This window comes from Agromyces sp. NPDC058136 (genome assembly GCF_042884375.1).
Taxonomy (GTDB): Bacteria; Actinomycetota; Actinomycetes; order Actinomycetales; family Microbacteriaceae; genus Agromyces.
Genome location: NZ_JBHVUA010000003.1, coordinates 446,531 through 462,805 on the forward strand (window position 1 = coordinate 446,531; position 16,275 = coordinate 462,805).

The following is a 16,275-nucleotide window of genomic DNA, read 5'->3' on the forward strand; positions in this document are numbered from 1 at the left end:
GCGGCCTGCGGCGACGCCGACGCGAACGGGGCCCTTCCCGCGGCATCCGTTCGCGGTTACCGTTGGGGCATGACCGAGATCACCGACGATCTGCCCGCCCGTCTGCTGCACGAGGAGCACGCCGGGTGGCGTGCGATCGTCGAGGGGCGCGGGGGCGAGCACTATCAACGTGCGATGACGCGCGACGCGCTCATGGTCGTCGAGGGGGCGGTGCTCGGCCGTGACGAGATCCTCGCGGCGTTCCGCTCGACGCCCAAGTGGGAGGCGTACGAACTGCACGAGCCCGCCGTCATCCGGCTCGGCGACCGCGCCGGCATGGTCGTGTACCGCGCGGTCGCGCGCCGCGGCGACGACACCGTGAACCTCCGCATGTCGACCACCTACCTCTACGACGACGGCGCCTGGCACGTCGCCGCGCACCAGCAGACCCCGGCCTGACCGTCACCCGGCGGCACGCGATCGTCGCCCGACGAGCATCGATGTGCTGCGGATGCCACATGCTCGTTGTACCCCGTTCTCGGGATTGTCGTTCGCGCCCGAGGGGAGTTTGCTTGGCGGCAACATCGAGTCCGAGGGGAGACTCAACATGCCAAACGAACGTTCCCGCCGGCTGATCGCCGGTGCCGCCGCTCTGCCGTTCCTCGCACTCAGCGTGCTCGGCGCGGGGGTCGCGGCGCATGCCGGCGCACCTGTCGGCGGCGACCATCGCGTGCCGTACTGCCACGCGACGCACAGTGCGAAGAACCCGTACGTGTACATCGAGACCGACAAGCTCGCGGTCGTGAAGGCGCACGCGAAGCATCAGGACGAAGAGGACGTCTACCCGGGGTTCTGGTACGACGACCACGGCACGCCGACCTGGTTCGAAGGCCGGGGTGATCCCGACTTCGCCGAGAACGGCTGCGTCGAGGACGAACGCCCGCCGCAGTGAGACGACGACGGCCGGCCGGGATGACCCGGCCGGCCGTCGTGCGGTCCGCGGTGCGGCTCAGGCGGTGCTGCTCAGTCGGTGCCGAGGTCGAAGGCCGAGGCCTCGTTCGCGGCATCGGTCGCCGCCTCGAGGTCGGTCTCGGCCGGACCCGCGAGGATCTCGGCAGCTGCGCCGCCCGCGGCGAGGTCGCCGACGAGGGCCGCCGTCGCACCGCCCACGAGGTTGAGGTGCGCGTACTGCTCGAGGCGGGCGCGCGAGTCGGCGATGTCGAGGTTGCGCATGGTCAGTTGGCCGATGCGGTCCTCGGGGCCGAACGCCTGGTCGCCGACGCGCTCCATCGAGAGCTTCTCGGGCTGGTAGCTGAGCGCCGGGCCCGTCGTGTTCATGATCGTGTAGTCGTCGCCGCGGCGCAGGCGCAGCGTGACCTCGCCCGTGACGGCCGATGCGACCCAGCGCACGATCGACTCGCGCAGCATGAGCGACTGCGGGTCGAGCCAGCGGCCCTCGTACATGAGGCGACCGAGACGGCGACCCTCGTTGTGGTAGTTCGCGATGGTGTCTTCGTTGTGGATCGCGTTGACGAGCCGCTCGTAGGCGATGTGCAGCAGCGCCATGCCCGGCGCCTCGTAGATGCCGCGCGACTTCGCCTCGATGATGCGGTTCTCGATCTGGTCGCTCATGCCGAGCCCGTGACGGCCGCCGATGGCGTTCGCCTCGAGGACGAGGGCGACGGCGTCGTCGAAGCGCACGCCGTTGAGGGCGACGGGGCGGCCCTGCTCGAACGTGACCGTGACGTCTTCGGTCGGGATCTCGACCGACTCGTCCCAGAACTTGACGCCCATGATCGGCTCAACGGTGGTGATGCCGGCGTCGAGCTCTTCGAGCACCTTCGCCTCGTGCGTCGCACCCCAGATGTTCGCGTCGGTCGAGTAGGCCTTCTCGGCGGAGGCACGGTAGGGCAGGTCGCGCTGCTGCAGCCACTCGCTCATCTCGGCGCGGCCGCCGAGCTCGGTGACGAAGTCGGCGTCGAGCCACGGCTTGTAGATGCGCAGGCGCGGGTTGGCCATCAGGCCGTAGCGGTAGAACCGCTCGATGTCGTTGCCCTTGTAGGTCGAGCCATCGCCCCAGATGTCGACGCCGTCCTCCAGCATGGCGCGCACGAGCAGCGTGCCCGTGACCGCGCGGCCGAGCGGGGTGGTGTTGAAGTACGCCTTGCCGCCCGAGCGGATGTGGAACGCGCCGCACTGCAGGGCGACGAGGCCCTCCTCGACGAGCGCCGCACGGCAGTCGACGAGTCGCGACAGCTCGGCGCCGTACTCGAGGGCGCGGCCGGGGACGGCCTCGACGTCGGGCTCGTCGGGCTGGCCGAGGTCGGCCGTGTACGTGCAGGGGACGGCGCCCTTCTCACGCATCCACGCGACCGCGACCGAGGTGTCGAGGCCGCCGGAGAAGGCGATGCCGACGCGTTCGCCGACGGGCAGGCTGGAGAGGACTTTCGACATGCCCTCCAGCCTACTTGCCCGCGGGTGTGCGATTCGGCGGGATGACGTGGTCTCGAGACGCTTCGGAATCCGACCGCCGTGGGGGCTTCCGAGGCCCCCGGAGGGCCCCGCGATAAGGTTGAGTGTGACTCGAGAAGAATCAGCCCCCGGGGCAGAGGCGTCGCTGGCCGACGAACCCGAGGTCCGGCAGGCGCTGGCCGAGGCCTCGCGCGCCTCCGTCGGGGCGGTCGTCACCGAGCATCCGTCGTCTCCGCTCGCCTGGACGGAGCTCGCCGATCTGGCCGACTCCGAGGCCCGGCCCATCGAAGCCTTCGCCTACGCGGCCGTCGCCGTCGAGTTCGCCCGTGAGCAGCTCGCCGCCGCAGGCTGGCACGCCGGGGCATCCGTGCCGTGGGCCGAGGAGCCGAACCGCGCCTACCTGCGCGCCCTCGACACCCAGCGCCGCGCCGCCGCCGCGCTCGGCCTCGCCGAGCAGGCGACCCGCCTGGCCGACGAGCTCGCGAGCGCCGACGCCGAGGCGCCGGCCCGCATCGCCAGCGAATTCACGCCGACCCAGATGATGCCCATCGTGTCGGCTGCAGCTTCGTTCACTCCGGCCGAGGCCGCCGTGTTCATCGCAGACCCGATCGCAGAACCCGCCGCGTCAGACGCGGTAAGAGAGGACTGACATGCCCGCGGCCGTACTCATCGGTGCACAGTGGGGCGACGAGGGCAAGGGCAAGGCGACCGACCTGCTCGGCTCGCGCCTCGACTACGTCGTCAAATTCAACGGCGGCAACAACGCGGGTCACACCGTGGTCGTCGGCGACGAGAAGTACGCGCTGCACCTGCTGCCCTCCGGCATCCTCACGCCGGGCGTCACGCCCGTCATCGCGAACGGCGTCGTCGTCGACATCGAGGTGCTGTTCGAAGAGCTCGAGGGCCTCGCGGCCCGCGGGGTGGATGTCTCGAAGCTCAAGATCTCCGCGAACGCGCACCTGATCACGCAGTACCACCGCACCCTCGACAAGGTGACCGAGCGGTTCCTCGGCAAGCGCCAGATCGGCACGACCGGGCGCGGCATCGGCCCGTCCTACGCCGACAAGATCAACCGCGTCGGCATCCGCATGCAAGACCTCTTCGACGAGAACATCCTGCGGCAGAAGGTCGAGGGCGCCCTCGACCAGAAGAACCACCTGCTCGTGAAGGTCTACAACCGTCGGGCGATCGCCGTCGACGAGATCGTCGAGGAGCTGCTCGGCTACGTCGAGCGGCTGCGCCCCATGGTGACCGACACGGCGCTCCTGCTGCACGAGGCGATCGAGCGTGGCGAGACGGTGCTCTTCGAGGGCGGCCAGGCGACGATGCTCGACGTCGACCACGGCACCTACCCCTTCGTCACCTCGTCGAACGCGACGAGCGGCGGGGCCGTGACCGGTTCGGGCATCGCGCCGAACAAGATCGACCGGGTCATCGCGGTCGTCAAGGCCTACACGACCCGCGTCGGTGCCGGCCCGTTCCCGACCGAGCTCTTCGACGAGTGGGGCGACTTCCTCACCCAGCAGGGTCACGAGTTCGGCACCACCACGGGTCGCAAGCGCCGTACCGGCTGGTACGACGCCCCGATCGCCCGCTACGCGGCTCGCATCAACGGCGTCACCGACTTCGTGCTGACGAAGCTCGACGTCCTCACCGGCATCGAGAAGATCCCGGTGTGCGTGGCATACGACGTCGACGGGGTTCGCTTCGACGAGATCCCGGTCTCGCAGAGCGACTTCCACCACGCGACGCCGATCTACGAGGAGTTCCCCGGCTGGACCGAGGACATCTCGGGCGCCCGCTCGTTCGACGACCTGCCCGCGAACGCGCAGGCGTACGTGCGTGCGCTCGAGGCGATGAGCGGCGCGCGCATCTCGGCGATCGGCGTCGGCCCCGGCCGCGACGAGATCGTCGTGCTGCACGACCTCCTCGACTGACGCGGGGCGCCTCGCGGCGCCTCGCCGACTCGCAGGCCTCTTCCGACTCGACGGCCGCCGCCGATAGGGTCGAAGTCACGTGCGCGCCCTTCTGCGCACGTGAGACGACCGGGGGGTCGTCGGGGTAAGGGGAGTTGCATGTCGATCGTTCGTCGTATCTTCGCCGGAGTCGTCGCCGCCGTGCTCGCAGTCGGGATCGTCGCGCCGGTCGCGGGGCCCGCGGTCGCCGCGCCCGACGATGCCGAGTTCATCCTGACGAAGACGGTGGACCCGAACAACTCGCCCTACGCGCCCGGCGACCAGTTCAGCTACACGATCGAGCTGACCTGCAACAGCAACCTCGTCGACACGTGCGTGAACGCCGAGCTGACCGACACCCTGCCGGCGCCGCTCGTCTTCGACCCGACGGTGAACCCGCCGGTCGTCGTGATCGGCGGCGGCACCAGCTCGGTCGCCGTCGACGGCACGAACCTCACCGTCGACTTCACGAGCACGGGTTCAGCGGGTACAGGCCAGCCGGCCGGGTCGAAGGCCACCGTCACCGTGTTCGTCACGGTTCCGCAGGACATCAGCGCCGACGTCAACGATCAGGACATCGTCAACACGGTCAACGCCACCGGCGACAACGCGCTGCCGAAGGATGCCTCGTCGACGATCACGATCGAGGTGCCCGAGATCCTCGACTCGACCGTGTCGAAGTCGGTCGACGACCACCAGGACGACACGGCACCAGGCGTTCCCGCGCTGCCGGGCCAGCCCGTCGACTACACGATCGGCGGCGGCAACGCCTCGAACCGCTCGGTCGACGAGATCGTGGTGCAGGACCCGGCCGACGGCGTCGCGAGCCCCTTCGACGGCTACTTCGACTACACGGGCATCACCTCGATCACGCCGCCCGCCGGCGCCGACCAGGTGCAGATCGAGTGGCTCGACGAGAACGGCGTCTGGCATGTCGCCTACGGGCCCGGGCCGATTCCCGGCGACCCCTCGACGATCCCCGACGGCGTGCCGTTCGAGGACGTGAAGGGCATGAAGTTCACCTTCTCGTCGTCGACGGGAGCGCAGTTGCCGCCGTCGGGCGACCAGCCCGCCGAGATCGGCATCGGCGCGGTGACGAACGACACCGTGAACACGATCGCGCCCGAGCAGTCGGTCGAGGTGCCGAACACCGCGTCGTCGAACGTCGTCGTGAACGACACCCCGAGCACGCCGAAGACGGCTCCCGGCGACGTCGTGATCTCGAACACCGGCCCCTTCGTCGACGTGACGAAGACCTTCGCCAAGCCGAACCTGCTCGCCGGCGAGCAGACGACCGCGACCATCACCGCCGCGAACGGCTTCCGGCCGGTGACCGAGATGGTGATCCAGGAACCGACGCCCGGTGCACCGAACCTCGCTGATCAGGGCCTCGAGTTCGCCGGATTCACCGACGGGGTCGTGTGGCCCCCGAACGCCACCGGTGCGAGTGTCACCTACACCTACGCCGACGGCACCACCGAGACGATCTCGACCACGACGCCGAACACGCTGCCCGACCCGACCCAGCAGGACTCGAGCGAGGTCGTCGGGTTCATCGTGACCTTCACCGGGCCGATCATCTCGAACGCCCGCGCCGAGGTGCCCTTCACGGTCACCGCGCTGCCGGTCGACGACGCCGACGTGACCAGCACGAACGAGACGACCTCGACCGTCACCGACCAGACCGGCAAGTCGGGCGACGACGAGGACTCCGCCGACATCACCCGCCAGCCCGGCCGGGTCTCCACCGTGGTCTCGAAGAACATCGCTCGCGACGAGGTGTGGGCCGTGCCGGGCACGACGACCGACGTGAGCTTCGACGCGAAGGTGAACGACGAGGGCGCGAACGCCTCGACCATCGGCGCCGACGAGCTCATCGTGAGCGACCCGGCCGACCCGCGGCCGGGCGACCCGGTCGAACCCTTCTGGAACACCTTCGACCTCAGCCAGATCGTCGTCGGCGTGCCAGCCAACGCCGACCTGCAGATCGAGTACTGGGACGGCCAGACGTGGCAGACCCTGCCCGGCGGCCAGCTCGACGGCGAGGGCACCCTCGTGCTCGCCGTCGACTCCGGAACGGCGCCGGTCACCCGGGAGATGATCGAAGGCATCCGCTTCGTGTACACGCCGAAGGCGGGGGAGCAGCTGCCTCCCGGATTCCATGTGGTGCCCACGATCACGGTCGAGACGCGCGACGAGTTCCGCGACGGCTCCGGCTCGGTGGCCGACGCCGCCGCGGCCGAGGATCCGCTCAACGTCGCGAACACGGCGAGCTCGACGGTCGTGAACCCCGACGACCAGAGCCCCGAGGACAACACGGCGACCGATGGCGACGACATCGACCTGCGCCCGATCGACGGCGGCGGCGACGGGCCCGACCTCTTCGAGAAGAACTGGATCGTCGACCCGGCCGACCCGCTGTTCGCGTTCAGCGAGGACCAGCGCACCGTACGACTCTCGTGGTCGACCGAAGGGCTGCCGTTCGACACGGTCGCGCTCAGCGACGACCCGACGGCCGGCGCCGACTTCGACGACGCCGCCATCGCGCAGTCGGCGTTCGACGCCTGGGACCTCGTCGCGATCGCGCCGATCGACGCGAGCCTCGACCCGTCGATGCAATACGACCGGGTCTCGAAGGTCGAGCTCTTCGAGTTCGACGAGGCAGCCGGCACCGGCCAATGGGTGGATGTCACCGCTGAGGCGTGCGCCGATGCCGCCGCCTGCGACGGGGCGTTCCCCGGCTACACGCTCTCGGCGGACGAGCGCGAGACCACCCGTGCGGTGCGGCTCACCTACGCCGAGGGGTCGAACCGCGGCGACGGCACCGGGCCCGCGGCCGGCACCGGCGTCGCGGCCTCCTACGACCACTCGCGCAATCTCGACCTCGTCTTCGAGCTGCGCGACTTCAAGCGGAGCGACGGCGGGGCGGTCACCGGCACGCTGCACGACGAGACGTTCAACTCCGGCCAGGCCGGCGTCGTGAACAACACCGCCGAGATCTTCGGCGACGGCCCGGAGCCGGTCGACCAGACCGACAGCGACCTCATCACGATCATCGACACGACGGTCAACACCTCCGTGACGAAGACCTTCGACCAGGACTCGCTGCCGATCCCGCCGGTGGGTACCCCCGCGGGCAGCTACCCGCTCGTGAACGCGACGATCACCGCGAAGAACGAGACGGAGGCCTCGGTCCAGACGCTCCGGATCACCGACCCGGCGCCGGGCTCGGCGACCGACGCCTACGAGTACCTGAACCTGGTCGCCATCGACTCGATCTCGGTGCCCGCCGACGCGACGGAGTCGACGGTGACGCTGACCCGTGAGGGCGGCGCGATCGACCCGCCGATCTCCATCGACGCGGCGCTCGCGCTCACCCCCGCCGACCTCGCCGACGTGATCGGCGTCTCGGTGCTGCACACCGATCCCGACGACGTCGCGATCCGCACCACCGAGACGAGCTCGGTCGTGCTCACCTACCAGCTGCGGGCGACCGAACGTACCTCGGGCGCCGCCGTGACGACCACCGACTTCGCCACGAACGTCGCCGGTTCCGAGGTGACCCGCCCCGGCGATGATCCCGAGCTCGACCACGCCGGCGCCACGGCGAGCGACGTCGTCACGTTCGTCGACGCCACGTACGACGTCGAGGCGCAGAAGAGCATCGAGAGCCCCGCCGGCTCCGCGAACTCCGACTCGCGCGTCGAGGACGAGAGCCCCGACGGCTACACGATCACCCTGCAGGGCCAGCCGACGGGCAACGTGCGCACGACCGTGCTCACGATGACCGACGCCTCGGCGACGTTCTGGAACGCCTTCGAGTTCGCCGGGTTCCCGCTCGAGACGCTGCCGCCGAACCTGCACCAGCTGCGGGTCTCGGCACTCACCGGCGTCGAGTTCGTCGAAGACGCCGGCACGGGCGAACTCTCCTACACCTGCAACGGCTCGGCGACCCTCGACGGCTGCTGGACGACCGGTGACTGGCAGCAGGCCACCGGCACCGACGTGCAGCCCGAGCTGCCCGCGGGCGTCTCCGCGGCCGATGTGCGCGGCCTCCGGTTCGAGGTGCGGGTCGACGACGCGGCATCCAACTGGGAGAACCCGATCAACCCGGTCGTGATCGTGAAGTTCACGGCGAACCAGCTCGAGAACCTGCACTACGGCCCGAACGGGGAGGTCGACACGGTGCCCGTGCCCTCGACGCGGCCCGGGCAGCCGCTCGCCCCGGGTGAGACGGTCGCCGGCACGACCACCGACACCGTCGACGTGCACGGCGACGGCTCGTGGGAGGGCCAGGGCGGCACGCCGTGGGAGGGTGACGACGACGCCACCGACACGACGCAGCTGCTGCACCTGCAGAACGGCATCAAGGTCGTGAAGACCCCCGGCAACGGTCAGGGCGGCGCCGCGTCACAGCAGTTCCCGCCCTCGGCGGGCATCCCGTACAAGATGACGATCACGAACACCGGACAGTGGCCGATGACCGGCCTCGAGCTCACCGACCAGGTCGCGACCGATGCGAACGGCTCGCTGCTCATCGCCCGGCCGAACGTCGACCCGACGTTCTCGTTCGCCCTGACGGCGGCCGACGGCACCGTGCTCGACGCGAGCGGATTCTCGGGCGAACTCGACGAGCAGACGGGCGTCGTCACCATCACGGTTCCCGACGGCTTCGTCTTCAACCCGGGTGATGTGCTCGTCATCTCGGCCGCACTGCAGTTCAGGCCGGGCCTCGCACCGGGTACCCCGGTCGGCAACACGATCAGCGCGACGAGCGACCGCACCTTCGACACCTGCGAGTCGACCTCCTTCGGCACGGTGACGAACCCGACCACGACCGTCGTCGACGACTGCGCCTCGAACACGACCGTGAACCCGACCGCGGCCGCCCCCGTCGCGATCGTCAAGGCGGTCAAGGGTGCCGGCGCCGGGGTCCCGGGTGCGCAGCCCGGTGACGCGAACTACGACGACCTCGGCGTGCTGAACCACACCGGCACGGCCGACGGCTGCGCCGAGGCCAACGGCCCGGTGGCCGGCTTCTACCGCAACAACTGCGTGCCGATCACGCGCCCGGGCGGACTCGAGACCTGGCTCGTCGGGTTCGAGAACCTCGGCAACATCCCGATCGAGTCGATCGCCGGGATCGACGTGCTGCCGGCCGTCGGCGACACCGGCGTGACCGTCGGTACGTCCCGCGGCTCGGAGTGGTCGCCGATCTTCGTCGGCAACGTGGTCTTCCCCGGCGACCCCGGGGGTGCGGTCATGACCACGTCCTACATGACGACGGTGCCCGACCGCGCCTGCAACGCGAAGGACATCGAGTGGAGCGCGAAGACCACGCCGATGCCGACCACCGACCCGTGCTTCGCCGACGTGAGCACGCGCGCCTGGATCGAGTTCGACGCCGGCACGGCGCTCGCCGAGATCGCTCAGGCGAAGGCGATCAAGGTCGTCGTGACCTGGCCGGGCGAGGCATCGTTCGCCCCCGGCCAGAGCGGTGCGCTCACCTTCCAGACCCGGACGCCGCTCTCGAACCCGGCCGCGGTCGACGGCGGCTTGCCGATCGCCTGGAACGCGGTCGCCGGCGGTTCCCGCGCCGACTACAACGGCGCCGAGGTCTATCAGGGCCCGGTCGAACCGGTGCGCTCGGGCGTGGCGGTGCCGACCGGCGAGATCGCGCTGCAGAAGGAGGTCGACGTCCCGGCCGACTGGCCCGACACCTTCCCGCTGCCCGACTCGTACGACTTCGACGTGCAGTGCACCTCCGGCGGCGAGTCGGTGAACCTCGTGGACGGCAGCGGCCAGCCCGCCCCGCCGGCGACCGTGCCGGCCGACGGCACCGTCGTCGACTACGGCACCGGGACGGACCTGCCGATCTACTCCGACTGCACCGTGCAGGAGGTGCCGTCGCAGGGCTCGACGGTCACGTACGACCCCGCTGACGCGGGAGACCCGACGAAGTCGGGCTCGATCCGGGCGAAGCGCGACCTCTCGGGGCTCGAGAACGTGCACCACGGCGCCCCCGCCGACGGCGAACTCGCGCAGGTCACCGCCACGAACACCTACGAGCTCGGCGGCTTCTACCTCCTGAAGGAGGTCACCGGCGGTGGAGCGGTGGACCAGGACGGCGAGCCGATCGAATTCGACCCCGTGTTCGAGTTCACGGCGAGCTGCATCTTCCTCGGCGAGGAGGTGATCCGAGACGCCGATCGGACGTTCACGCTCAAGGACGGCGACCTGAAGACCTTCAACAGGCTGCCGGTCGGCGCCGAGTGCACGGTCGTCGAGACCGACGCGGGCGGCGCCACCGACACGACGATGATCGTCGACGAGACCCCCGGCGAGCCTCAGCCTGTCGAGGGCGACACCGCCGAGTTCGAGATCAAGCCCGATGTCGACAACGAGCACGTGACGACCGTCGCCGCGGTCAACAACTACACCGTGGGCTCGATCTCGGTCACGAAGGACGTGACCGGCTCGGGCGCCGCGGGCGCTGCCGACACGTTCGAGGTGCAGCTCGTCTGCACCTGGGCGGAGGCGACCACCAACCCGGTCTACGACGCCACGCACACCATTGCCGACGGCGAGACCTGGGCGGTCGACAACCTGCCCACCGGCGCCGAGTGCACCGTGAGCGAGCCCGACGACGGCGGCGCGACCCAGGCGATCATCTCGCCGGACCAGCCAGTGACGATCGGCGTCGCCGGCGAGGAGGGCGACCCGATCGAGGTCACCGTCACGAACGACTACCGCCTCGGCGGCTTCGACATCGCGAAGACGGTGTCGGGCGCCGGTGCCGGCTTCAGCGAGGGCGTCGATTTCGAGTTCACCTACGTGTGCAGCTACGCCGACGAGATCGTCGGGCAGGGCACGCTCACGATCACGGGCGACGGCACCGCCGGCCCGCTCACGAGCGCGACGGTCACCGGGCTGCCGGTCGGCACCCAGTGCATCGTCACCGAGACCGACGGCGGCGGCGTCGACGCACTGCCCGACCCGGTCACCGTGACGATCCCAGACGAGGCCGACGGCATCGCCCAGGTGGTGACGGCCGAGGTCGACAACCACTTCTCAGCGGGGACCGTCTCGGTCACGAAGGAGCTCGCGGGCGAGGCATCCGAGGACCCCGACTTCGTCGACGCGAGCTACACGGTGCACGTCACCTGCTCGCTCACCGACGGTGGGGCCCCGCTCTTCGACGGCGACGTCGTGGTGACCGGCGGCCAGACGGTCACGGTCACCGACCCGGCGACGGGCGACCCGCTGCTGCTGCCGCTCGGCACGCACTGCTGGGGCGACGAGACCGACGACGCGGGGGCGACCTCGTCGAGCGTCGACTTCGACTCGTTCGACAACGCGGTCGTCGTGGAAGCAAGCGACGGCGACGAGCCGCAGCAGTTGGCGATCACGGCGACGAACACCTTCGACCTCGCCGACCTCGTGATCGAGAAGGTGCTCGACGGCGACGCCGCGTCGTACGCCGAGGACAAGACCTTCGAGATCCTCGTCACCTGCACGCTCGACCGCGGCCCGGGGAACGACCCCGTCGTGAGCTACGACCAGGAACCCGTCGAACTGCAGGGCGGCGAGCAGGCGACGCTCACCGACATTCCGATCGGGTCCGACTGCTACGCGGAGGAGCCCGACGGGCAGGGCGCTTGGGAGATTCGGATCAGCGCGACGGCCGACGACCCGGTGACGGTCGACGGCGGTGAGACGCCCATCACGATCACCGTGACGAACGTCTACCCCGACGCGGGGTTCTCGGTCACGAAGGACGTCGACGACGGCGGCGCTGTGAACCAGGACGGCGAGCCGATCGAGACGCTCGTGCCCTACCGGTTCGCAGCGAGCTGCGTCTTCGAGGGCGAGACCGTGCTCGACGAGGAGTTCCAGCTCCGAGACGGCGAGGTGAAGACGTTCACGGGCCTGCCGGCCGGCGCGGTCTGCACGGTCGAGGAGACCGAGACCCGCGGGTCGGCGTCGACCTCGATCGTCGTCACGCAGAACGGCGTCGACGACGACCTCGGCGAGGCGACGAGCGCGGAGTTCACGCTGGAGCCCGACGTCGACGATCAGCAGGTCACCGTCGTCGCCGTCACGAACCACTACACCGTCGGTTCGGTCGAGATCGTGAAGTCGGTCACCGGAACCGGCGCAGATGCATGGGGCGGCACCTTCGGCGACTTCGACGTGCGGCTGCTCTGCGTTCTGCCCGGGACCACTCAGTTCGTCGTCTACGACGACACCCACACCCTCACGAAGGACGCCCCCGGCGATGTGTGGCTCGTGCCGAACCTCCCGACGAACGCCACCTGCATGGTGACCGAGGTCGACGACGGAGGGGCGACGGAATCGACGGTGACACCGCGATTCCTGGTCGTCGGCGATGACGAGACGGACGAACCCGTCGAGGTCGACATCGTGAACGACTTCCGCACCGGTGCGCTCAACGTGCTGAAGCGCGTCGCCGGCCCCGGCGCTCCTGCGTTCTCGGAGGGCGAGTTCACCTTCCAGGTCGTCTGCACCTACGAGGGCGAGACGGTCGTCGACCAGGAACTCGTCATCGAGAGCGACGGCGGCGAGGGGCCGTTCACGAGCGAGACCATCACCGGCATCCCGGTCGACGCCGAGTGCGTCGTCACCGAGACCGACCAGGGCAACGCCGACGAGCCGGCCGCGCCCGTGACGGTCACGATCCCCGACCAGGCCGAGGAGGGCGTCGAGACCGTCGTGACGGCGGGCTTCGTGAACGAGTTCTCGCTCGGCACGGTCGAGCTCACGAAGGAGGTCGACGGCGATGCCGCCGACGCCGAGTGGGTCGTCGACGAGGTGTTCACGGTGCAGGTCACCTGCCAGCTCGAGGTCGACGGCGCGATCGTGACGCTCTACGACGCACCGGTCGAGATCACGGGCGGGGAGACGGTCGAGATCGTCGATGCGGAGGGCAACCCGGTGCAGCTGCCGCTCGGCACCCACTGCTTCGGCGTCGAGACCGACGACGGCGGCGCGACCGCCTCGAGCGTCGACTTCGGCTCGTACGACGACGCCGCGATCGTCGTCGAGTCGGACACCGCCCAGCGGCTCACGCTGACCGCGACCAACACCTTCGACTCGGGCTCGCTCGAGCTCGAGAAGACGGTGTCGGGTGCGGTCGACCAGGCCGACGGGAAGACCTTCGAGATCGAGCTCACGTGCGTCTTCGACCGCGGCGGGAACGAGCAGTTCATCGCGCTCGACGAGACCGTCGCGATCACCGCGGGCGAGACGAAGGCCTTCGACGACCTGCCGGTCGGCGCGGAGTGCTGGGCCGAGGAGACCGAGGCCGGAGGTGCCGTCGCGGTGACGGTGAGCGCCACCGAGGCGAACCCGGCCGTGGTCGGGGCCGACGAGGCCGTCACGATCACCGTCGACAACCGCTTCGACCCGCCGATCGCCTCGACGGGCGTCGACGGCGAGCGCGTGGCGCTGTGGATCGGCGGCGCGCTGCTGCTGGTGGGCGCCGGTGCGGCCGTGCTCCTGATCGCCCGTCGCCGACGTCGCAGCGCATGATCGAACCCGCGCGCTGACGCGGGCGCGACGAGGGGGATGCCGTGAGGCATCCCCCTCGTCGCGTGTCGGCGCCGTCGCCACGCAGCACGGAGCGAGCGTCCTGCGGGCCCGCCTCCGTCGAGTGCCGAACGTCCCGTGAAAGGATCGGTGGATGACGCAGAACGATGCCACCGCAACGATCATCGCCCAGCAACGCGCACTGCTCGACGCCCTGCCGTTCGGGGACACGCGCGACCTCGAGGCGGTCGAACGCGGCTTCATCGGCACCCTCGCCGAGCCGGCGATCCGCAACGAGGCGGGCGAGGTCGTGTGGGACGCGAGCACCTACGACTTCCTGACGGGGGACGCGCCCGACACCGTGAACCCGAGCCTCTGGCGCCAGTCGAAGCTCGTCGCCAAGCACGGCCTGTTCGAGGTCGTGCCGGGCCTCTACCAGGTGCGCGGCCTGGATCTCTCGGTCATGTCGCTCGTCGAGGGCGACACGGGTGTCGTCGTCATCGACCCGCTCATCTCGAAGGAGACGGCGGCGGCCGCGGTCGCCCTCTACCGCGAGCACCGCGGCGACCGGCCGATCACGGCCGTGATCTACACGCACTCGCACATCGACCACTTCGGCGGCGTGCAGGGCATCGTCGACCAGGCCCAGGTCGACGCCGGCGAGGTGCAGATCATCGCACCCGAGGGGCTCGTCGACCACGCCGTCGCCGAGAACGTCTACGCGGGCACCGCGATGGGCCGTCGGGCGGGCTACATGTACGGCGCGGCACTCCCGCGCGGTCCGAGGGGCGCCGTCGGCGCGGGCCTCGGCCAGACCACCTCGGTCGGCGAGGCGACGCTCATCGCGCCGACGCTCGAGATCACCACGACCGGCGAGGCGCACACCGTCGACGGCCTCGAGATCGTCTTCCAGATGGCTCCGGGCACCGAGGCGCCGAGCGAGATGCACTTCTACTTCCCGAAGTACCGGGCGCTGTGCATGGCCGAGAACGCCACCCACACGCTGCACAACCTCCTGACCCTGCGCGGCGCCGTGGTGCGGGATCCCCACGTCTGGTCGCAGTACCTGACCGAGGCGATCGAGCGCTTCGGCGGCGAGGTCGAGGTCGTGTTCACCTCGCACCACTGGCCGACCTGGGGCAACACCGAGATCCACGACTTCCTCGGGCTGCAGCGCGACCTCTACGGGTACCTGCACGACCAGACGCTGCGGATGCTCAACCAGGGCATGCAGGGTGCCGAGATCGCCGAGGCGATCCAGCTGCCGCCCGCCCTCGAGAACGCGTGGCACGCCCGCGGCTACTACGGCTCGGTCAGCCACAACGTGAAGGCCATCTACCAGCGCTACATGGGCTGGTTCGACGGCAACCCCGCGCGGCTCTGGCCCCACCCGCCGGCCGCGCAGGCGACGCGTTACGTCGAGGCCATCGGCGGCATCGACCGCGTGCTCGAGCTCGCGCAGCAGGCGTACGACAGCGGCGACTTCCGCTGGGCGGCGACGTTGCTCGACCACGCCGTGTTCGCCGAGCCCGGCAACGCAGCGGCGAAGACGCTGTACGCCGACACGCTCGAGCAACTCGGATACGGTTCGGAGAACGGCACCTGGCGAAACTTCTTCCTGTCGGGCGCGACCGAACTGCGCGAGGGCAACTTCGGCACCCCGACGGTGACGAATGCGCCGGCCATCCGGGCGCAGCTCTCGCCCGAGCAGCTCTTCGACGCGGTCGCGATCACGGTCGACGGGCCGCGCGCGTGGGACCTCTCGCTCGCGTTCGAGATCACGCTCACGGACCTCGATCGAAGCTTCCGCCTCACGCTCCGCAACGGTGTGCTCGTCTACGTCGAGAAGGCCCCGAGCGGCACCGCGCCGCTGCACCTCTCACTGACCAAGCCCCGGCTGATCGCGCTCGCGGCCGGCGACCTCGACTCCGACGGGCTCGACGTCGAGGGCGACCTCGGCGTGCTGAAGCAGTTGCTCGCAGTGCTCAGCCCCGGGGACTCCGCCTTCGAGATCGTGGTGCCGTGACCTTCGAGTCCCGGGCCCGCGCATGACGAAGGGGGCGGATGCCGAAGCATCCGCCCCCTTCGTGTGTACTACTTCTCGGTGCCGATCGCGCCGTCGATGTTGCCGCGAACCCCGTCGATCTTGTCGTGGTGCTCTTCGCCGACGACCTTCTTCGCCGCGTCGCTGACGCCGTCGAGGATCTTGTCGCTGATGTCCTCGGCCTGCTCGCTGTTGAGCGCCTCGTCGATCTTGTCCTTGTTCTCCTCGATGAAGTCCTGTGCCTTCTTCGTGATGTCGTCCAGAGCGCCCATCGCC

At 70.0% G+C, this 16,275-nt stretch carries 8 protein-coding genes; 6 read left to right on the top strand and 2 right to left on the bottom strand.

Annotated features, from left to right (window positions below; translation table 11 throughout):
* The first annotated feature begins 69 nt into the window (after nt 1–69).
* Together ACFVTX_RS11590 and ACFVTX_RS11595 are read left to right on the top strand one after the other, a co-directional pair.
* Nucleotides 70–438 (top strand): nuclear transport factor 2 family protein, encoded by a 369-nt coding sequence (locus tag ACFVTX_RS11590; RefSeq protein ID WP_386900173.1) that lies wholly within the window; start codon nt 70–72, stop codon nt 436–438.
* 148 nt (nt 439–586) lie between these two features.
* Entirely contained in the window at nt 587–931 is a 345-nt protein-coding gene (locus ACFVTX_RS11595) for a hypothetical protein (RefSeq protein ID WP_386900175.1), read from the top strand.
* A 71-nt stretch (nt 932–1,002) separates the two neighbouring features.
* Here ACFVTX_RS11595 and argG read toward each other — a convergent pair whose 3' ends face one another.
* Nucleotides 1,003–2,433, bottom strand: coding sequence for an argininosuccinate synthase (gene argG, locus ACFVTX_RS11600; RefSeq protein ID WP_386900176.1), 1,431 nt, complete (start codon nt 2,431–2,433; stop codon nt 1,003–1,005).
* A gap of 124 nt (nt 2,434–2,557) precedes the next feature.
* Between argG and ACFVTX_RS11605 the strand changes: the two genes are divergently transcribed.
* From ACFVTX_RS11605 to ACFVTX_RS11620, 4 genes are all read left to right on the top strand, one after another.
* Nucleotides 2,558–3,100, top strand: coding sequence for a DUF3151 family protein (locus ACFVTX_RS11605; protein ID WP_386900177.1), 543 nt, complete (start codon nt 2,558–2,560; stop codon nt 3,098–3,100).
* 1 nt (nt 3,101) lies between these two features.
* A complete protein-coding gene (locus ACFVTX_RS11610; RefSeq protein WP_386900178.1) occupies nt 3,102–4,388 on the top strand; it encodes an adenylosuccinate synthase in 1,287 nt (428 codons plus the stop codon).
* 138 nt (nt 4,389–4,526) lie between these two features.
* Nucleotides 4,527–13,958 carry a DUF5979 domain-containing protein gene (locus ACFVTX_RS11615; protein ID WP_386900180.1) on the top strand — a complete coding sequence of 3,144 codons (9,432 nt, stop codon included), beginning with the start codon at nt 4,527–4,529 and terminating at the stop codon, nt 13,956–13,958.
* Nucleotides 13,959–14,109: 151 nt separating this feature from the next.
* Nucleotides 14,110–15,981 (top strand): alkyl/aryl-sulfatase, encoded by a 1,872-nt coding sequence (locus tag ACFVTX_RS11620; protein ID WP_386900182.1) that lies wholly within the window; start codon nt 14,110–14,112, stop codon nt 15,979–15,981.
* A 68-nt stretch (nt 15,982–16,049) separates the two neighbouring features.
* Here ACFVTX_RS11620 and ACFVTX_RS11625 read toward each other — a convergent pair whose 3' ends face one another.
* Nucleotides 16,050–16,271: a hypothetical protein gene (locus ACFVTX_RS11625; protein WP_386900183.1), complete on the bottom strand. Its 222-nt coding sequence runs from the start codon at nt 16,269–16,271 to the stop codon at nt 16,050–16,052.
* Nucleotides 16,272–16,275: the final 4 nt, after the last annotated feature.